This window comes from Paenibacillus sp. 203 (assembly GCF_037027525.1).
Lineage (GTDB): Bacteria > Bacillota > Bacilli > Paenibacillales > Paenibacillaceae > Paenibacillus > Paenibacillus polymyxa_B.
In genome coordinates, this window is the sequence record NZ_JAXCHD010000003.1 from 68,353 (window position 1) to 88,091 (window position 19,739).

The window sequence follows — 19,739 nt, forward strand, 5'->3', positions numbered from 1 at the left end:
TTATTTGTCCCGACCGCAACAAATATCCGGTTATTAGCGTCTATCCATTATATAGCAGGACAAGATAGGGGTTAAAATTAACAGGGTTAGCGGAGGATTGTAATAATATGAATCGAAAGAAAATAGTGGCGTTGGCTGCAGGTCTACTCTTAGCAGTGCAGACTGCCATCGTTCCTGGTGTTCAAGCAGCTCCAACTGGTGATATTCAAATTATATTGGACGGACAGTCCCTGCAAAGTGACGCGTCACCGTATATTGTACAGGGAGCCAATGTTACGATGGTTCCTTTGCGAGTGATTAGTGAGGGATTGGGCGCTCAGGTCAACTGGTCGGAATCGTCCGGTACGGTAACGATTACAGCACAGAACAAAAATATATCTATGGAGAACGGTGCACAAAGCGCTACAGTGAATGGCAAGTCAGTTCGACTGGATGCATCTGCCCGTATGACAAGCGGGAGAGTTATGGTGCCACTGCGTTTTGTTGGGGAAGAGTTGGGATTAAAAGTGGATTGGCAAGCTTCAGAGCGAGTCATTACGTTAAGCAGTGGTAAGGAAGGTGTCTCTACTGGCGGGAACACTTCTGCGGGAAGCAGCGGCTCCATATCAGATACGTCTGCATCTAGCAATCAGGACAGGGTAAGTACAGATCAGGGAGCTATCGATGATGAGCAGGCGGTTGTCACTTCACCGTCAACGTCTACTAGTGAGGAGGGTTCAAGTTCTTCGCAGGCAAATGTTGTTCAGGTAAAGGCTTCAACTTCCATGCGTGGAGCATGGATTTCTACCATTAATGGAGATTGGCCTTCTTCCGCTGCCCGAAGCAGCTCCGATAAGCAAAAGCAGGAGTTTACTAAAATGCTCGATGATTTGCAGGGGATGGGCATCAATGCGGTATTTGTTCAGGTTCGTGCCAGCGGTGATGCGCTCTATCCGTCGAGTCTCGTACCATGGAGCAAGTATTTGACCAACACCCAAGGTAAAAATCCAGGCTATGATCCCTTGAAATTTATGATTAGCGAATCGCATAAGCGAGGGATGGAATTTCATGCTTGGTTTAATCCATTCCGTGCGAATTCTACAGGAACAACCAGCGGTTTGGCTGCAAACCATGTGGCTAATCAACACCCGGACTGGATTGTTAAGAATGGTAGCCAATTGTACATCAATCCAGGAATTCCAGCTGCACGTCAGCATGTCATTGCGGCGATTATGGAGGTCGTGAACGGATATGATATTGACGGCGTCCATTTGGACGATTATTTTTATCCTTACAGCGGGACTTTTGATGATGATGCGACCTTCAGAGCATATAATGCCAACAAAATCTCTAACAAGGGCGACTGGCGGAGAGATAATGTGAACAGTTTTGTCCGCGATTTGGGCAAAAGTATTCATGGCAGCAAGTCTAAAGTTCAATTTGGAATTAGTCCTTTTGGGGTATGGCGTAACAAATCTCAGGATTTAACGGGTTCAGACACGAAGGCAGGCGTTACAGCGTATGATACGACGTTTGCGGATGTAAGAACCTGGATTAACAAAGAATGGATTGATTATGTAGCTCCACAAATTTACTGGAGTATCGGTTTCCCGGCGGCGGGATATGACAAGCTTGTCGCATGGTGGTCCAATGAGGTCAAAAACACAGATGTTAAGCTGTATATCGGTCATTCTCCGTATAAGATCGGCACCCCTGAAAAGGGCTGGCAAACGGCTCAAGAGCTAATTAAGCAGCTTGAACTGAACGAAAATTATAAACAGGTCAGAGGCGATATTTACTTTAGTGCACAGCATTTGCGTAAAAATCCATACGGACTCATTCAGCTTCTTCAAAATTATTATCAAATGTGATATAAATTGGATCATATAGGTTCTATTTGGGCCTCCGTTCTCATACATAAGCAGTAGAACTGCTTACTCCCAAGAGAACGGAGGTTTTTTGATCTATGCTGATCAATGCTGTGTTCCAGGGTGGAGGGGTTAAGGGAATTTCGCTGGCGGGTGCAGTTAAGGCTGCGGAGGAGCATGGAATTGTATTCAATCGTTTGGCAGGTACATCATCAGGTTCTATTGTAGCTGCTTTATTGGCGGCGGGATACTCTGCGGATGAAATGAAAGCCGTAATTGAGAAAACCCCCTTGGTCAAGTTGTTACGACGTTCTCCAGTGTTCAATATTAAGTGGGTTGGACCAACAGCTCGTATCTTTCTTAAAAAAGGGCTCTACTCAGGGGAGGCACTGGAGCACTGGGTACGTGAGCTGTTACGAGCTAAGGGAGTGCGTACGTTCGCGGATTTACCTCCTGGCAAATTGCGCATTATTGCATCAGATATTACGAATGGACGCATTCTGGTGCTTCCTGAGGATATCAAACGTTTTGGTATCAATCCCTCTTCACTGGAGGTAGCTAAAGCCATTCGGATGAGCACAAGTATCCCTTATTTTTTTGATCCTGTTATGTTAAGGCTTGATTCTGCACTTGCCAAGGGAAAGACTTTTTCTCAGCAATTTGTATTTGTAGTTGATGGGGCTTTACTAAGCAATTTGCCTTTGTGGCTTTTTGATGAGCCTGTAAATGAACGTGAGGCCAAAACGATTCCAACGGTAGGGTTTCAAATGGTGGGCAAAACGGGTACGGAGACCAAAGTTTCTTATATACGGGGTCCATTGACCATGCTGCAGGCTATTTTTGATACCATGCTATCAGCACACGATGAGCGATATATTGAGCAGGAGAATCGGTATCGGACGATTAAGATTCCAACATTGGGTATCCGCACTGCACAATTTAACATTTCTACAGAGCAAAGTGATTTGTTGTATGCTTCCGGTGTGCAGGCAGGGGATGCTTTTTTCCACAAATGGAGCATTACTTCTTACCAGCAGCAGTATAGCAAGTACCAATTGATGAAGGATACCATGTACGCTATGAAATAAACACTAACTCGCAGTTAAAGTTAATTTAAAAGGGTGTAAAAAGGAGCCTCTTCCCGGTCATATTTGAATACGCGGGTGATGGCTCCTTTGTGCTACATTTTAAAGGATGTGATTATCATTAATGATATTTAGGTTGTTCTTCTTCATTTTTTCCCTTGGAACCCTCAATCACATAAAAAGGATACGCTTTGCGCTTGCCTGTAGTTTGCTGCTTACGTGCGTTGGCTGTTTTGGCCATGGTGCGCACAGAGGGTTTGATTTTGGGAGTACGGCTACGTTGTCCTGGAAGGTATTTGTATAGCAGAAATATAACTGCAAAAACAAGGACGGGAATTAGTAAACTTATAAGAAAGCCCCAGCTTCCTCTCCATAGCATATCCACAATTCCATATGCACCCAAAGCAAGGGTAAGCCAGAAAATAACGGCATGTCTGTTCATTATTCACTCATCCTTTCACAGGATCAAGGACCGGACTGTTGAAGGTCTCCTTTACAGGTACATTTTCCAACTCAGCATCCAATTCAAGCATACGCTTAAATGAGGCAATAGATACCTCCACTTGATCATCAGTCGGTTCTTTGGTGGTAAGTAGTTGCAACCACAGACCGGGGTAACCTAAATAACGAAGTACCGGAATTTCACGAAGGGCATTGGTTAGCTTGAGGAATTCAAAAGAAAGCCCCAGTACGATCGGAAGTAGTAAAAGCCGTTGCCCCATACGTTCCCACAGACTATCGTAGGTAAATAAGGAATAGACAAGCACCCCGATGATCACAGTCAGCATAATAAAGCTACTACCACAGCGGTAATGTAGACGACTGTATTTCTGTACATTGGCCGGAGTTAGTTCTTCCCCAGCTTCGAATGCAGTAATTACTTTATGCTCTGCACCATGATATTGAAACAATCGTTTAATTAACGGAGTTTGGGAAATACCCCACAAATAAGCCAGTAACAGAATCAGCTTAATAGCTCCTTCTGCGAAGTTATGCAAAATTTGGCTGTGAAACAAGCTACCGAACAGGAAATTCTCTACAATAACCGGAACGAGAGTCAATACAATTTTGCCAAACAGGAATGACAAAATACCGACCGCCGCCACACCGATCATCATACTCAGACTCCAGCGAGATTCTTCTTTTTTCTTTTGCTCAGCGCGTTCTTCCGGATCTACTTCATCATCAGCATACGCATCGGCTGAATAGTTTAAATGCTTGGTACCTTTGGCGCTGGAGTCGATGATGCTTACAATCCCCCGCAATAAAGGAATTCTGCGGAATTTGGATACCCAGGATTGCTCCTTGCGTGGTACTTCCAAATATGTGATTTCGCCAGTCTTGCGGCGAACTGCCGTGACATTGACACGCTTGCCGCCGAACATGACACCTTCAATGACTGCCTGACCGCCGTAGCTCACAGGCTTGGATGCTTGTGACAACCGTCTCACCTCTCTTAATACATGCTTTTTTGTATATTGTATCGAATTTGGAAGGGAATATCTAGTTAGTTGAAACTGGTGTAACCACAGGCTTATAAAAAAAGCATTTATGGAGCGTCAGACTGCTCACATAAATGCTAATCATTATAAAACCGAATGAATATTTGGAAACAACTTATTTTGTAATCGCCCCGACTACCTGGTCAACCAGCCCTTTTGATGAGAGAGGACCGCCAAATGTCCATGTCGTACCGCTCAGTGAATAGGTACGTTTTTCTTTAACGAAATTCAGACCGTTCCAGACTGAATTATTTTTCATGGGTGCGCCGAAAACATTATCGTCCGGCTGCACAATATAGATAAAGTTGCTATCCTGAACGGCAGACAGAGCTTCAATGCCTACAGTTGAAAAGCCATACTGTTCAACTTTGCTCGGTTTCCAATCATTAATCATACCGATCTTCGCCAGTGTTGCCACGACGACTGAATTATCCGAAAACATACGGAGGCTGGCCGCATTTTGCGAAGTGAAAGCCTGTGTCAGTATATAATGATAATCCGACTTGCCAGCAGCGGCGAGCTTTTCTTTGGCTTCAGCATAATGCTGATCCAGTTCGGCAAGCACCTGCTTAGCTTTTTCTTCTTTTCCAAGAGCGACTGCGATGCTATTAAAAATTTCTACCATTTTATCATGATCGTAGCCGTTACCATCGTTTAGATTATATTCGATCGTTGGAGCGATGGCCTTGAGTTGATCATAGATAGCTTCATTCCCATCAACATTGGAAATGATTAGATCCGGCTTCAATGCAGCAATCGCCTCCAGGTTCGGCTCGTTACGCGTACCGACATCGACCACGCTACTGTCCAGAGCCGCCTCCGGTGTCACATACACCTTGTAGTTGGCATTGTCAGCATTACCAACCGGCTGAACGCCCAATGCAATCAAATCCTCTGTAAATGTCCATTCCAGTACTACGACACGCTGTGCGGGCTTGTTGAGCGTGATCTCACCACGATTATGCTTTACCGTCACAGGACCGGTCGCTGTGTCAGTCGGTTTGCTACCCGACGTGGGTGCCTGATCTTTATCCGATGCTTTGTCGGCTGCTCCGCAACCTGCCAAAGTGAGCGTAAAAACCATTAATAATAAAATGCCAATGAGTCCCTTTTTCATAGAAGCATTCTCCCGTATATATGTTTTTTAGAAAATGATAATGATTATCATCTTCATCATTATATTATGTATAGAGGATTGAAATTTTGTCAATGCAAAAAACGGGTCCGAACGCTTGACTGGTAAGCTGCTATTATTCTGCATTCCGGTTCATTGTTAAACGATCCTCCTTTTGAGCATACTACCTAGCAAAATGGGAATGCAGAATCCGATGGAAGTACATGCATTTCCGATTGCAATAGTCTTTACCATGGAAAAAGTTTGCATCTTGAAAGGGGATTAAACAACATGAGTGAAACCTACTCTATACCCAAGATAGGCCATGAACAGGAGCAGTCTCGCGAATCTCAGGATCAACGTAATCATAACGACAGTGGTGGAGGCAGGCAGCAGTCAGGCAAAATACATACGCCTCTCATTCCTTTTGCACTTGAGTTGGGTTTTTTTGCGGGTGTGCTCTGGGGATTGCTGCGCTGGCTGTTTTATAAGTTGCACTTTACGGTAGTAGCGCCTGGCTTTCTCGCAGAGCCATTTTTCAAGCATTCGTTTATGAACACCATGGCGGGGCACCTGGTAGGGCTACTGTTTTTTATTGCATTATCCGTCGTAGCTTCACTGGTGTACACTCTGTTGCTACGCAGATTTAAGGGTCCTTTACCCGGAATTGTATATGGCCTGATTTGGTGGGTTGTTTTATTTGTATTAACAGGTCCTAAGCTAGGGATGATGAATGCTCCTAATCGGTTAACATGGAACTCCTTATATACGGAAATTTGTGTGTTTATGCTGTGGGGACTATTTATCGGATATACGGTTGCTGTCGAGTATACGGATGAAAGAAAGCGCGAGCCTGAGAAAGCTGAGGGCTGAACGTAACAAAAACTTCTCAAGCGCCTATTCCCTGTGTTAAAATAGCATTTGGTTATTTGACAGAGGGGAGCGGAATGAAAGATGAAGAATGACCGGGTGTTAAAGCTGCGGCAGGCGCTGGGCGAGCATAATCTGCGGGCTATGCTAATTACTAGCCCTGTCAATCGTCGATATTTGACAGGCTTCACAGGTTCGGCGGGTTATGTGCTGATTACGGAATCCCATAGCTATTTGCTGACTGACTTTCGCTATATGACGCAAGCGACCGAACAAGCCGAAGGCTTCACGGTGGTGCAGCACGCTGCACAGGTCATGGAAACGGTGAAAGAATTGCTGTCTTCCCATCAGATCAGCGAAACAGGCTTCGAGCAAGATGCTGTAACTGTTGCGACGCATAAAGCTTATAGCGAAGATTTGTCACCTATTTCACTGGTTCCGGTGTCGGGCATTGTGGAGAAGTTAAGAGTGTACAAAGATGCAGAAGAGCTGGAAGTGATGCAGCGGGCAGCGGATTTGGCAGATGCTACATTTGCACACATTTTACCTTACATCAAGCCAGGTGTCAGCGAGCGTGAGCTGGATCTGGAAATGGAATTCTTCATGCGCAAGCAGGGAGCTACATCCTCTTCATTTGACACGATTGTGGCTTCCGGGGTTCGTTCGGCTTTACCTCATGGCGTAGCCAGTGCTAAGTTAGTACAAGCAGGCGAGCTGATTACGTTTGATTTTGGTGCGTTGCTGGATGGCTATTGCTCTGATTTGACACGTACAGTGGCTACACAAGGGGATTTGGCGCCCCAGTTGCGCGAAATCTACGATATTGTACTTAAGGCGCAGCTTCACGCACTCGAACATATTAAGCCGGGCATGACAGGCCGTGAAGCGGATGCACTGACCCGGGATATTATTGCGAGCCATGGCTATGGAGACAATTTCGGGCACAGTACAGGTCATGGTCTGGGTCTTGAAGTACATGAATCTACACGTCTGTCGAAGGCGAGTGATGATATTCTGGAGCCGGGTATGGTGGTAACGGTCGAGCCAGGTATCTATGTCCCTGGATTGGGCGGTGTACGGATCGAGGATGATATCGTTATTACAGATAGCGGCATCAAAGTATTAACACATTCGAGCAAAGAATTTACAGTCGTTTAATAACGATAACAGTCCTGTAGGAGGGGTATTTTAGTGATTAACGTAAATGATTTTAAAACAGGTTTGACCGTCGAGGTAGACGGAGATATTTTTACGGTGCTGGATTTCCAACACGTAAAACCGGGTAAAGGTGCAGCATTCGTACGCTCCAAGTTGAAAAACTTGCGTAACGGTAACACCGTTGAACGTACATTCCGTGCGGGTGAAACGATCGGTCGGGCGCAAATCGAAAATCGTGGTGTGTCCTATCTGTACGCTAGTGCAGACGACCATACATTCATGGATAATGAAACATATGATCAATTCACATTGTCCAGCGATCAACTGAAATGGGAGCTTAATTTCCTGAAAGAAAACATGAATGTAAATATCGTCAGCTATAACGGCGAAATTCTGGGTATTAACCTGCCTACAAGCGTGGAACTGAAAGTAATCGAAACAGAGCCAGGCATTAAAGGTAATACGGCTACAGGTGCTACCAAAAATGCCAAACTGGAAACGGGTTTGAATGTTCAAGTTCCTTTGTTCATTAACCAAGATGACGTATTGTTGATTGATACACGTGACGGCAAATACATGTCTCGCGCATAAAATTTGCAACTTTTAGATTTCCTCTGTCCTTTTTAAGGGCAGGGGATATTTTTATAAGCACTAATATTAAAAAACATTGGCTCCACACAGCACTTTCGTATTATACTGAACTAAAGTTATGCCGCAGGATGTCACGTTCAGTCGTTTGGTGCCATCTCAAGGTTACATACTGTTGAGTCTGAGGGAGTGAATATCGTTGTCTTTGTATGTCATGAAATTCGGAGGCAGTTCCGTCGGTGACACGGAGCGCATGAAGCGCGTGGCAAAACGCGTTGTTGAGAAACAGAGTGAAGGGCATCAATGTGTAGTGGTTGTTTCCGCAATGGGAGACACGACAGACGAACTGATTGACCAGGCCAAATTGTTGAATGAGCAGTTGCCTGCACGTGAGTTGGATATGTTGATGACGACAGGTGAGCAAATTTCAATCGCCTTATTGTCGATGGCTATTCAGCAGTTGGGTCATGAAGCGGTATCGTTTACGGGATGGCAGGCTGGTTTCCGTACTGAATCTGACTTTGGTCGAGCACGGATTACGGACATTCAACCTCAGCGTGTGCTGGATGCACTGAGCAGCAACAAGATCGTTGTTGTAGCTGGTTTCCAAGGGATGTCTGCAGAGGGAGACATTACGACGCTGGGACGTGGTGGCTCTGATACGACGGCCGTTGCGCTGGCGGCGGCGATTCAAGCAGATGCCTGCGAAATTTACACGGATGTGGACGGTATATATTCAACAGATCCACGGATCGTGAAAGTTGCTCGTAAGCTAAAAGAAATTTCTTATGATGAAATGCTGGAATTAGCCAATCTGGGTGCAGCTGTATTGCATCCTCGAGCGGTAGAATATGCCAAACATAACCGGGTACCGCTGATTGTGCGATCCAGTTTTAACCATAATGAAGGAACGGTCGTAAAGGAGGATGCAGTAATGGAACAGGGCGTTGTAGTCAGTGGGATTGCATATGATAAAAATGTAGCAAGAATCAGTATTTTGGGCGTCGCCGATATCCCCGGTGTACTGGCGAAAGTATTCGGAACACTGGCGGCAGCTAAAATTGATGTAGACATTATTGTACAGAGCGGGGTCGAAGCTGGTAAAGCAGATTTCTCCTTTACCGTAGCTCTGACGGATCGTGAAGCAGCACTGAAGACGCTGGAAGGTATTCGTGGAGAGCTTCCGTACCGTGAAGTAACGTCTGAGGAAAACCTGGTGAAGGTATCCATTGTAGGTGCAGGAATGGTTAGCCATCCAGGTGTCGCTGCGCAAATGTTTGCCGTACTGGCAGAGCAAGGCGTTAGCATTAAAATGGTAAGCACATCTGAAATCAAAGTATCGTGTGTAATTGAAGCGGGTAAGCTTCATGAGGTTATTCAGGCGTTGCATACAGCTTATAACCTGGACACCGAGGAGCAAGCGTTTGTGGGTGGACCGCAAGACCGTCGTTAATAACTGCAACGTGATCTAGACATGAATATGTCTAATGTGAACGATGCTATGACAGGTAAAGGTTGATACATTATAAATCCTCTATTTATAGTTTGATAAATCATAGAATACAGCAGTAGGTTAAGAGGTTGTTCCATCAGTGAGAGTTAAACTGAGGGGCAGCCTCTTTTTTGCTGAATCTATCTTTTCTACCCAAGGGTATCCCTTAGCCGACAAGGCTTTGAGAGGCCCTTTTTTATTTGTGCGAATTAGAGAATGGTGCTTTAACAAGCGGGGGAAAGGTCTGTTGAGCGTTGATAGGAGTTAGCAAAAGTTTGCCTAGGTTTTCAATATATTTTCGGCATAAAAAGCGAGAGTCAACCATAGACTTGTCTTAAAGAAAAAGGACAACTGTGAGGGGGCGGCATCGGTATGGAATGGCTGGAGTTATTTCCCGAACCGTTGCACGGTATACTCGGAAGGCTTCCGGAAACGGTATTTAAGCAACTGGAAGAAATACGGGTCAGGGAAGGAAGGCCGTTGGAAATTAATGCAAATGGTGATCATCATTTTGTAACGTCTGCGGGTCGGCTGACTTTGAACCATGTGGAAGCTTATAAGCCTGACCGTGAGGATGCCCACCGACTGCTGGATTTTATCAGCAATCATTCCCTGTATACCATGGAAGAGGAGCTTCGTAAAGGGTTTATTACGATCCCTGGCGGTCATCGTATTGGCTTGGCAGGGAGAACCGTGCTCAACCGAGGACGAGTGGAACATTTGAGGGATATAAGCAGCTTTAATGTAAGAATTGCTCGTGCAATTCCCGGCATAGCTGATCGGATATTGCCTTATGTAGCAGATCGAATGTCCGGGAAAATCCGGCACACCCTCATTTTGTCCCCTCCTCAGCATGGCAAAACGACACTGCTTAGGGACTTGGCTCGGCAACTCAGTTACGGAGGGATGGAAAGCAATGGGGGGCGACGGAATGGACTCAAGGTAGGCATTATAGACGAACGCTCTGAGATCGCTGGCAGTCACAAAGGTATCCCCGGTTTTGATGTCGGACCTCGCACCGATGTATTGGACGGATGTCCGAAAGCAGAAGGCATGATGATGATGATCCGCTCGATGTCACCGGATGTCCTCATTGTTGATGAAATCGGACGACCGGAAGATGCGGAGGCGGTGCGCGAAGCGCTTCATGCAGGCATTGCAGTCATTGCTTCCGCACATGGTCGCGATGTGGCTGAAATGGCGACCCGGCCTGCTTTTGCTGGATTAACTACAGGGCAAGAGCTGTTTCAACTCTACGTCATGCTGGAGCGGACGAGCCGGGGCGTCTCATTCCGGTTGGCAGATGCCAAACAACGCAGGATTACACTGCCTGGAGAAGGGCAAAATGGGGGCATCTTCTATGCTTAAGTTGCTTGGTGCCGCCTTGGTTATACTGGCCGCTACGCTGGCAGGCTGGCAGCGGGCAAGGCAGTTTGCGATGAGGCCGCGGCAAATCAGGGAGTTGATTCTTGCACTGCAAAGACTGACCACCGAGGTTTCCTACGGGGTGTCTCCGCTACCAGATGCTTTCGCCAAGACAGGAGAGCCCTTGCGAGAGCCGCTGCGCACTCTGTTTCAGCAAGCCTCACGCTGGATGCACCCCTCTTTTGGCCTGACTGCCAGAGAAAGCTTGCATAAAGCCATTGAAGACTCGTGGAGCCGTTCCTCTATGAAGCAAGCCGAGAAGGAAGCGATGCGGCAGCTTGCTTACAGTCTTGGAACCAGCGACCGTGAAGACCAGATCAAGCACATTGCGCTGACCATCCAGCAGTTATCCCATGAGGAAGCGCAGGCGCAGGCAGATCAGGTGAGGTACGAGCGTATGAGCAGGAGCCTGGGACTGCTGATCGGAGCATTGATCGTCATTTTGATCTATTAGCGGGGTGCTCGAATGAATTTAGAAGTGAATGCGATTTTCCAGATTGCCGGAATTGGCATTATTATCGCTATGATTCATACCGTATTAAAGCAAATGGGCAAAGAAGACATGGCCCACTGGGTAACGGTCATCGGTTTCGTCGTGGTCCTGTTCATGGTGGTGCGAATGCTGGATAACCTTCTGCAAGAGATCAAATCTATCTTTCTTTTTCAGTAGGTGGACACATGGAAATCATTCAGGTGGTGGGCTTCGCCCTCATTGCCACAGTCCTCATTTTAGTCATTAAGGAACAGAAGCCGATGTTTGCCTTTTTGATTGCAACAGCTGCGGGAATCGTCATTTTTTTGCTGCTGATTGGCAAGATCGGATCTGTGGTTTCTGTACTGGAGCGACTGGCTCGGTCTTCGGGCATGGATATGATCTATTTTAAAACCGTATTGAAAATAATCGGTATCGCTTATATTGCTGAATTTGGAGCGCAAATCGTTAGGGATGCAGGACAAGACGGGATTGCTTCCAAAATTGAGCTTACCGGAAAGGTACTCATTATGGTGCTCGCAATCCCGATTATCAGCATTATTATTGATACCATTCTGAAGCTGATGCCCGCCTGAGGGGGTGATGCCATGAAAAGGCTAGGGGGCATGCCGAATCTCAAAGTAATTGCGATGTTGTTGCTATGTCTTTGGTGTGCCTCAGCTGCGGTCCTCTTTGCAGATACACCGACTAACGAATGGATCAGACAGCAGGCGGAGCAAATGCCCAAAGATGAAGTAGAACATTATTGGGACGGGCTCATGCAGGAATACGGCGGATTTTTTCCTGATCAGAAAACGCCTTCCTTCATGGACATGCTGCTTCCAGGCGGTGAAGGATTCAGCATAAAGGGTGTATTAAGCGCTATAGCTGATTTTTTCATCCATGAAATCCGAGTAAATGCCAAATTGCTCGTCACCATCGTCATGCTCAGCATTATGAGTATGGTGCTGGAAACGCTGCAAAGCGCTTTTGAAAGCAAACAGGTCAGCAAAGTGGCCTACGCTATCGTATACATGGTCATTATCATTCTGGCGATTAATAGCTTTAGTGTAGCGATTGGTTATGCCAAAGAAGCGATTGATAGCATGATTCACTTCATGATGGCAATGTTGCCCTTGTTGTTTACCATGTTAGCCTCGATGGGCAACGTCGTAACAGTTTCGGTGACCCACCCGCTGATTGTATTTATGATCAACACAGTCGGAACAGTCATTCATACGCTGGTTTTCCCGCTACTGTTCTTCTCGGCTGTGCTGTACTTGGTCAACTCGCTGACGGGCAAATACAAACTGACCCAGCTAGCCGATCTGATGCGGAACGCTGGAGTAGCAGTGCTGGGAGTGCTGCTGACCATATTTCTGGGAGTCATTTCGGTACAAGGCTTGACTTCGTCAGTTACTGACGGATTAACGATCCGCACAGCCAAATATATTACGGGTAGCTTTGTTCCGGTGGTCGGCAAGGCGTTGGCAGATGCGACAGATACAGTCATTTCGGCTTCGCTGCTCGTTAAAAATGCCATTGGTCTGGTAGGAGTCATTATTATATTGTTCCTGTGTGCCTTTCCCGCCCTCAAGATTCTGACACTGGCTCTCATTTATAAAGTGACAGCAGCGATCATGCAGCCTTTGGGTGATACGCCTATCGTGGAATGTCTGGATGCAATCGGCAAGAGCATGATTTATGTTTTCGCGGCGCTGGCGGCAGTGGGATTAATGTCTTTCCTTGCGATTACAGTCATGCTCGCAGCAGGCAATATGACGGTCATGATGAGGTGAACCAATGCATGTAAACCAACAAGGGGGAGGGGAGTAACGTGACCTGGCTGGGAGGCTGGCTTAAGGAACTGGTGCTAATCGTGTTGCTGGCTTCTTTTGTCGATATGATCTTACCGAGCCGATCTATGGAAAGGTATGTCAAACTCGTTCTCAGCCTACTTATTTTGCTGACGTTGCTGTCTCCGGTCGTGCGCTTACTGAGTAGTAGCCCCTCCGAGGTTCTAGGGCGAGCATTGGATCTTCAACGTCAGGCTGAGACAGGCAAGAGGGAACCGACATTGGAGGAGATTTTAGCAAAAGGCAGCCAGTTGAAGCAACAGCAAGAACAAAGCTCCATGCAATGGGCCGGCAAAGAGGTAGCTAAGGAAATGAAAGGACAGTTGGAACAATATACTGGGTTAGCAATTCAGTCGGTCCAGGTTACCCTTGCAAAGATTCAACAGAAGGAATCGGAGCTGGAGGCAGGAACGGGTGTCCAGTCGGTAGTGGTCAAATTGGCAGAGCAGCAGCCAGAAAAAGAAAAGAACAACACAGACGTCTCGCCTGGTGCAGATGCCAAGCCGATAATGGTGGAGCCTGTAGCCGAAAAGACAGTGAATATTCGTGTGGAACCGACACATACAAAAAATTCAGAACTTAATGAAGGAACGCGAGAAGAAGATCGTAATCCTGATAAAACTGCTGAGGACGGAAAGCCAACGGATACGAAAGCTTTTGGTTTAATTACAGGACTTCTACGTGAAAAATGGGGAATAGACAGCAAAAATGTTCAGGTAGTTTCTTCGCAGGATGGAACACATGAATGGTAACAGGAGGTGAGCAGAAATGAGCAAATGGCTGAAAAAGCTGGAGCAATGGCTGGGTGGAGGGGCGGATGGGGCGAAAAGATTCAACTCATTTCGTTGGCTGCTTATACTTGGCCTTATCGGTGTAGCGATTATGCTTTTTAATTCATTCGTTAATGTGAAAAAGGTTGATCCAGAAAACGTAGGCCGTGAGCCGCCTGGGGTGATGAAAAATGAGCCTACGTTAGAGACAACAACAGGTGAAGAAAGTTCCTTTGCCGGGATCGAGAAGGTTTTTGAGGACAATATGAAACAGATGCTGGAGCAGATTGTTGGCGTAGGAACCGTCGATGTCATGGTTACGGTAGATTCCACCGAAGAAGTTATCGTTCAACGCAATGTAAAGGACATGCAGGAAGAGAACAACGAGACGGACGCCAATGGCGGACAACGACACACTACTCAATATACACGTGATGGCGAGATTGTCACCTATGAGTCATCAGGTGGCCAGCACACCCCGATTGTGACAAAAAAAGTAAAACCGCAGGTGAGGGGAGTGCTTGTTGTGGCTATGGGGGCAGAAAACCCTACAGTGAAGCAGCTAATTGTCGATGCTGTACAGAAGGGACTAAATGTACCTTCCTACAAAATTTCAGTCGTACCGCGCAAGCAGGGATAATTGGGATTTAGGAACAAAGAAGTTTATATTTTAAACCATTAATGAATATGGAGGACGGAACATGAATAATAAAAGACAAACCGTTTGGCTGGTGTCCATGCTGAGTTTAATGGTCGTGCTGTCTGCGTATTATTTGTTTACGGAGGACTCAAGCCCTGCCAATCCACCAGTAGCCGATAGTGAGCAAGTGAGCAAGGTTAAGCAGGATGCCGCACAGGAAGCAACGACGAAGGCAGAGGAACAATTGAACGAACTGAAGGTAAATGAAGTAGTGACGAATGGAGAAGTAACTGATGGAGCATCAGCAACTTCCACAAAATCGGATACGGCTTCCACAACTGACCCAGCAACAGAAAACTCAAAAGGCGATAAAGATACGGCAGCTACCCCTACTACTGAACCAGCGACATCCGATCAAAACACAACTGCGACTAAAACGGACACGACAGCACAAAGTGACGACAAAGCAGCCTCTACAGCCAAAACCGACCAGCAAGTACTGGATCAAGTGGCAACCGATCAAGCTGCCCAACCTACAGCAGCAGCTGTGATTGACAACTATTTGCTGGAACGGGACGTGGAAAATCAGAAGAAAAATGATGAACTGACTACCGCAATGAACGACAGCACACCCAAGAAAGCCGCAGAGGCTCAAAAAGAATTACATGTACTTGAAGATAAGCAGGCTAAAATTACTGGAATTGAAGAAGAGCTTCAGCAGCAGTTCGCCAATGCGGTCGTCCGTGAGGAAGATGCTGATAAATACAAAGTAGTGGTTCTGAGTGAAAAATTGGATGCTAAGCAAGCGGTAACAATTGTTGATAAAGTCATGAAGGAACTGAACGTAACGCAGGATAAGATCAGTGTCCAGTATGTTACACAATAAGACAAAAAACGCGAAAAAGCCCGGATTTCTGCATTATTCCGGGCTCTTTCTATTTTTAATGATTGTGATATAATACATAAAGCTGTTTCAACAATGTAATCAGCAACCGGCAAAATGCTGAAGGAGTGATTAATAGAGATGTTTAAATTAAGCGAGATTAAGGAATTGATCAAGCTGGTGGATGAAACGTCTGTGCATGAGCTTGAAATTGAAAATGAAGGAACTCGCCTGTTGATCCGGAAACCTGGCAAAAGCGAGATCGTTACGGTACAGGCTCCTGTGGCAACACCTGCTTATGCAGTGGCACCACAAGCTGTTATTCCAAATCCACAAGTACAGTCCGATGTTGGATCTACAACTGCTGGGGAACCTAGGGAATATGCAAGCAATCTACATAAAATCGTATCTCCGATGGTAGGCACTTTCTATAGTTCTTCATCCCCGGATACGGCTCCGTATGTGAGTATTGGCAGCAAAGTGGGCGAAAAAACAACGGTATGTATCATTGAAGCGATGAAGCTGATGAATGAGCTGGAAGCTGAAGTGAAGGGCGAAATTGTGGAAATTTTGGCCGAAAACGGACAATTGGTCGAGTATGGCCAGCCATTGTTCCTTGTGAAACCGGAGTAAAGCTTGTTTGAACCCTCTTTTGAGGGTTTGGCAAGACTGCTCCCAGGGAGGTAAAGTCATGACATTTCAAAAAGTATTGATTGCAAATCGTGGAGAAATTGCGGTTCGTATCATTCGCGCTTGCCGCGAGATGAATATTTCGACAGTTGCCGTATATTCGGAAGCTGACAAGGATTCGTTACATGTGCGTCTCGCAGATGAGGCTTACTGTATCGGACCGACGCTATCTAAGGACAGCTACCTTAATTTTACGAACCTGATGAGCGTTGCTACATTGACTGAATGTGATGCCATTCATCCAGGTTACGGATTTTTGGCGGAAAATGCAGACTTCGCTGAAATTTGCGAATCGTGTAATATTACGTTTATTGGTCCTTCTCCTGAAGCCATTAACAAAATGGGAGATAAGGCCGTAGCCAAGCAGACCATGAAGGATGCCGGAGTTCCGGTTATTCCGGGTTCAGACGGTCTGGTTGAGGATTTGCAGGATGCGATCAGCATCGCACGTGATATCGGATATCCGGTAATTATCAAGGCCACAGCAGGTGGCGGAGGTAAAGGTATTCGTATCGCCGAAGATGAGGATAACCTTATTCAGCAAATCACTACCGCTCAGCAGGAGGCGCAAAAAGCATTTGGCAACGCGGGTGTGTACCTAGAAAAATATTTGACCGGTATGAAACATGTGGAAATACAGATCATAGCGGACAAGCATGGTAATGTTGCCCATTTGGGCGAACGGGACTGCTCTGTGCAGCGTCGTCGTCAGAAGTTGTTGGAGGAAGCACCATGTCCTGTAATATCGCAGGATGTTCGTGAAGAAATGGGTCAGGCAGCTGTTCGTGCAGCTTTGGCCGTTCAATACTCTGGTGCAGGTACTCTCGAATTTTTGCTTGGCCCGGACAATAATTTCTATTTCATGGAAATGAATACACGTATTCAGGTAGAACATCCCGTAACAGAAATGATTACCGGTGTAGACCTGATTAAGGAAATGATTTCTGTCGCTGAAGGACATCCGCTTTCCTTTACGCAGGAAGAAGTCACCATCAATGGTTGGGCGATAGAATGCCGTATTAACGCTGAGGACCCGGATCGCAATTTTATGCCTGCACCGGGTAAAATCGGATTTTATCTGCCTCCAGGCGGTCCTGGAGTACGGGTAGACAGCGCAGCATATCCAGGTTATAGCATTCCTCCTTATTATGACTCTATGATCGCCAAGCTGATTGTGTGGGCACCTACACGGCAAGATGCAATTGCCAAAATGAAGCGGGCTTTGTCTGAGTTTGCTATTGAGGGCATACCCACAACGATTTCTTTTCATCAGCGCTTGCTAGAGCATCCGACCTTTATTAGAGGCGATTTTGATATTAAATTTTTGGAGGAAAACGAAGTTTAATCGGTATATTTCCTCAGTTTGTCATAATGAACGCCAAATGATATAGTATGGATAATAAGTGAGCATGTCTGCTTTGAAATCCAAAGCTGGAATGAAACTTATTTTGACCGAAAGGTGTTGAAGGTATGAGCACAGTGCCAACCGAATTCGAACGTACAGAAATTGGGGAGATTCAAATTGCCCCAGAAGTTATTGAAGTCATTGCCGGACTGGCTACCGTTGAGGTACCAGGCGTAGCGGGAATGAGTGGCGGATTTGCTGGTGGGTTTGCCGAACTGCTAGGCCGCAAAAATTTATCTAAAGGTGTAAAAGTGGAAGTCGGACAGCGTGAAGCTGCTGTAGACGTTTCCGTCATTATTGAGTACGGTAACCGTCTGCCTGAGGTGGCTGCTGCTATTCAGCATAATGTTAAGCGTTCGATTGAGAACATGACAGGTCTTAACGTTGTTGAAGTGAACGTGCAAATTCATGATGTTCAATTCAAAAATGCCGAAAAAGTAGAAGAGCCGGAAGTGCTGGGCGCCGGACGGGTTAAATAGAGCGATACTTTGTACAAACCCCCGACCCTTATGGGTCGAGGGTTTACTCTAATTTAAGGAGGCTGTGCGTTTCGTGGCTAAAGTTATGGACAGACTTCTGCTGTTCTTGTACAGCTTAAGTATCGGAATTATTTCCATTCTCGCCATCCTCCTCCTGAGCGGGGCCATTCCGTATGTTTTAAGTATTGAGGATGAGCGAGTGGTGTGGTTTACCAGCCTGATTATTGCAGGGGTTCTGTTGTTATTGAGTCTTCGTTTTTTTTATATCTCTATTCGACGGAACCAAACCGTACAGCATTCTATTGATCAACGAACGGAATATGGTGACATTCAGATTTCAGTGGACACCATTGAAAATCTGTGCCTCAAAGCAGCTTCCCGATTTCGCGGGATGCAGGATTTGAAAGCACGCGTTCGCGTGTTGGAATCGGGACTTGATATTACGATTCGGGCGGTTGTAGACGGGGAAAGCTCCATTCCGGTGTTAACCTCCGAGGTACAAAAGGGGGTACACGATCATGTGGAAGAAATTACAGGAATTCCTGTGTCCAATGTGTCGGTGTACATCGCTAATGTTTCTCAGTCACCCAGCTTTAAGAGTCGTGTGGAATAGAGGTGATTTTCCCTGATGCCCTGGAAAGAAATATGGGGAAGTTACAAGGGCCGGATCATGGGGATCACGGCTGGTATTTTTTTCGGTTTTATTTATTTGTGGGCAGGCTTTTGGAATATGTTGTTCTTTGCATTGATGGTGTTCATCGGATATACGCTAGGAAGACGTAGCGATTCAGCGCTCGGTTCATTTCTCCCTTGGAAGGAATGGGGCGATTGGTTGTCGCAGCGTTGGCGTCCTTTTAAATGAACCCTGTGATACGTGTTCTCCAAAATAGAGCTGTAGCTTCTTTGCGCCCAACGTTTTGGAGGATGCGTTCACAGGTTTTTTTGTGGAAATTGGTTAGAATGAAAAATAGATATAGGCAAGCGTAGGAGGCAGGGCATGAAAAGACGTCTGGCGAGGGAATTAGCGGTACAGAGTATGTACCATATGGAAATGAATGAAGTGGATGCGGCAGCAGCCGTGGACATGTTGCTTCAGGAAGCCGCTGAGGAAAACGAAGCGGAAGTTGTCGTTAAAGACGCGGCAGTGTTAAGAGCGTATGTTTTAGAGCATGTGCGGGGTACGTGGGAGCACAAGGAAGCCATTGATGGGCTGTTGGTGGATTATCTTAAAGGCTGGCAGATCAGCAGACTTTCACGTGTAGATCGTCAAATTTTGAGACTTGCGGCATATGAGATGATTTTCCGTGAGGATGTTCCAGCCAAGGTAGCTGTTAATGAAGCGATTGAGTTGTCGAAGCACTTTGGTACCGAGGAATCCGGTAAATTTGTTAATGGTGTACTGGGACGAGTGATTCAAGAACTGGAGCAATTGAAAGCACGTTTTTAAGTAGAGACTACTGAAT

Annotated in this window: 23 protein-coding genes; 20 read left to right on the plus strand and 3 right to left on the minus strand. The window is 46.2% G+C overall.

The features are described 5' to 3' along the window. The first annotated feature begins 107 nt into the window (after window positions 1-107). Both WA407_RS06640 and WA407_RS06645 read left to right on the plus strand, forming a co-directional pair. Window positions 108-1,850: a family 10 glycosylhydrolase gene (locus tag WA407_RS06640; RefSeq protein ID WP_336077020.1), complete on the plus strand. Its 1,743-nt coding sequence runs from the start codon at window positions 108-110 to the stop codon at window positions 1,848-1,850. Window positions 1,851-1,945: 95 nt separating this feature from the next. Next, window positions 1,946-2,935 carry a patatin-like phospholipase family protein gene (locus WA407_RS06645; RefSeq protein WP_336077021.1) on the plus strand — a complete coding sequence of 330 codons (990 nt, stop codon included), beginning with the start codon at window positions 1,946-1,948 and terminating at the stop codon, window positions 2,933-2,935. A gap of 118 nt (window positions 2,936-3,053) precedes the next feature. Here WA407_RS06645 and WA407_RS06650 read toward each other — a convergent pair whose 3' ends face one another. The 3 genes from WA407_RS06650 to WA407_RS06660 all read right to left on the minus strand — a co-directional run bounded on the left by WA407_RS06650 (window position 3,054) and on the right by WA407_RS06660 (window position 5,551). Further along, entirely contained in the window at window positions 3,054-3,374 is a 321-nt protein-coding gene (locus tag WA407_RS06650; protein ID WP_336077022.1) for a hypothetical protein, read from the minus strand. A 7-nt stretch (window positions 3,375-3,381) separates the two neighbouring features. Then, window positions 3,382-4,374, minus strand: a complete 993-nt coding sequence (locus tag WA407_RS06655) for a DUF1385 domain-containing protein (RefSeq protein ID WP_336077023.1) — start codon at window positions 4,372-4,374, stop codon at window positions 3,382-3,384. Window positions 4,375-4,549: 175 nt separating this feature from the next. After that, window positions 4,550-5,551 (minus strand): ABC transporter substrate-binding protein, encoded by a 1,002-nt coding sequence (locus WA407_RS06660; protein WP_336077024.1) that lies wholly within the window; start codon window positions 5,549-5,551, stop codon window positions 4,550-4,552. 288 nt (window positions 5,552-5,839) lie between these two features. On the opposite strand from WA407_RS06660, the gene WA407_RS06665 reads away from it, so the two are divergent. From WA407_RS06665 to nusB, 18 genes are all read left to right on the plus strand, one after another. Beyond that, window positions 5,840-6,421 carry a YqhR family membrane protein gene (locus WA407_RS06665; RefSeq protein WP_235309544.1) on the plus strand — a complete coding sequence of 194 codons (582 nt, stop codon included), beginning with the start codon at window positions 5,840-5,842 and terminating at the stop codon, window positions 6,419-6,421. Between the two features lie 81 nt (window positions 6,422-6,502). Beyond that, window positions 6,503-7,576, plus strand: coding sequence for a M24 family metallopeptidase (locus tag WA407_RS06670; protein ID WP_061829060.1), 1,074 nt, complete (start codon window positions 6,503-6,505; stop codon window positions 7,574-7,576). Between the two features lie 33 nt (window positions 7,577-7,609). Then, window positions 7,610-8,167 carry an elongation factor P gene (efp, locus tag WA407_RS06675; RefSeq protein ID WP_029517249.1) on the plus strand — a complete coding sequence of 186 codons (558 nt, stop codon included), beginning with the start codon at window positions 7,610-7,612 and terminating at the stop codon, window positions 8,165-8,167. A gap of 196 nt (window positions 8,168-8,363) precedes the next feature. Beyond that, window positions 8,364-9,617, plus strand: coding sequence for an aspartate kinase (locus tag WA407_RS06680; protein WP_028540593.1), 1,254 nt, complete (start codon window positions 8,364-8,366; stop codon window positions 9,615-9,617). 411 nt (window positions 9,618-10,028) lie between these two features. Continuing rightward, window positions 10,029-11,024 (plus strand): stage III sporulation protein AA, encoded by a 996-nt coding sequence (gene spoIIIAA / locus WA407_RS06685; protein ID WP_254328379.1) that lies wholly within the window; start codon window positions 10,029-10,031, stop codon window positions 11,022-11,024. Further along, window positions 11,017-11,535, plus strand: coding sequence for a stage III sporulation protein SpoIIIAB (gene spoIIIAB / locus WA407_RS06690; protein ID WP_029517252.1), 519 nt, complete (start codon window positions 11,017-11,019; stop codon window positions 11,533-11,535). Before spoIIIAA ends, spoIIIAB begins: the two co-directional genes overlap by 8 nt. Before the next feature lie 12 nt (window positions 11,536-11,547). Continuing rightward, window positions 11,548-11,751, plus strand: coding sequence for a stage III sporulation protein AC (gene spoIIIAC / locus WA407_RS06695; RefSeq protein WP_010345636.1), 204 nt, complete (start codon window positions 11,548-11,550; stop codon window positions 11,749-11,751). Window positions 11,752-11,759: 8 nt separating this feature from the next. Further along, window positions 11,760-12,149, plus strand: coding sequence for a stage III sporulation protein AD (gene spoIIIAD / locus WA407_RS06700; RefSeq protein ID WP_039270937.1), 390 nt, complete (start codon window positions 11,760-11,762; stop codon window positions 12,147-12,149). A gap of 12 nt (window positions 12,150-12,161) precedes the next feature. Continuing rightward, window positions 12,162-13,352, plus strand: coding sequence for a stage III sporulation protein AE (gene spoIIIAE / locus WA407_RS06705; RefSeq protein WP_039270939.1), 1,191 nt, complete (start codon window positions 12,162-12,164; stop codon window positions 13,350-13,352). A 38-nt stretch (window positions 13,353-13,390) separates the two neighbouring features. Beyond that, window positions 13,391-14,161 carry a stage III sporulation protein AF gene (gene spoIIIAF / locus WA407_RS06710; RefSeq protein WP_235309547.1) on the plus strand — a complete coding sequence of 257 codons (771 nt, stop codon included), beginning with the start codon at window positions 13,391-13,393 and terminating at the stop codon, window positions 14,159-14,161. A 16-nt stretch (window positions 14,162-14,177) separates the two neighbouring features. Continuing rightward, on the plus strand, window positions 14,178-14,819 hold the full coding sequence (gene spoIIIAG, locus WA407_RS06715; RefSeq protein ID WP_029517255.1) for a stage III sporulation protein AG: 642 nt from the start codon (window positions 14,178-14,180) through the stop codon (window positions 14,817-14,819). Between the two features lie 61 nt (window positions 14,820-14,880). Then, window positions 14,881-15,705, plus strand: a complete 825-nt coding sequence (locus WA407_RS06720) for a SpoIIIAH-like family protein (protein WP_235309548.1) — start codon at window positions 14,881-14,883, stop codon at window positions 15,703-15,705. Between the two features lie 138 nt (window positions 15,706-15,843). Then, window positions 15,844-16,335 carry an acetyl-CoA carboxylase biotin carboxyl carrier protein gene (gene accB, locus WA407_RS06725; protein ID WP_029517257.1) on the plus strand — a complete coding sequence of 164 codons (492 nt, stop codon included), beginning with the start codon at window positions 15,844-15,846 and terminating at the stop codon, window positions 16,333-16,335. A gap of 58 nt (window positions 16,336-16,393) precedes the next feature. Further along, the gene (accC, locus tag WA407_RS06730; RefSeq protein WP_039270945.1) at window positions 16,394-17,737 is read left to right on the plus strand and encodes an acetyl-CoA carboxylase biotin carboxylase subunit; all 1,344 of its coding nucleotides are present in this window, start codon (window positions 16,394-16,396) and stop codon (window positions 17,735-17,737) included. 125 nt (window positions 17,738-17,862) lie between these two features. Next, window positions 17,863-18,276, plus strand: coding sequence for an Asp23/Gls24 family envelope stress response protein (locus WA407_RS06735; protein WP_013310820.1), 414 nt, complete (start codon window positions 17,863-17,865; stop codon window positions 18,274-18,276). Between the two features lie 73 nt (window positions 18,277-18,349). Then, window positions 18,350-18,889, plus strand: a complete 540-nt coding sequence (gene amaP / locus WA407_RS06740) for an alkaline shock response membrane anchor protein AmaP (RefSeq protein ID WP_013310819.1) — start codon at window positions 18,350-18,352, stop codon at window positions 18,887-18,889. A 15-nt stretch (window positions 18,890-18,904) separates the two neighbouring features. After that, complete coding sequence (locus WA407_RS06745; RefSeq protein ID WP_023989248.1) at window positions 18,905-19,138, plus strand: DUF2273 domain-containing protein; 234 nt, start codon at window positions 18,905-18,907, stop codon at window positions 19,136-19,138. A gap of 135 nt (window positions 19,139-19,273) precedes the next feature. Next, a complete protein-coding gene (gene nusB / locus WA407_RS06750) occupies window positions 19,274-19,723 on the plus strand; it encodes a transcription antitermination factor NusB (protein WP_039270947.1) in 450 nt (149 codons plus the stop codon). Window positions 19,724-19,739 lie beyond the last annotated feature (16 nt).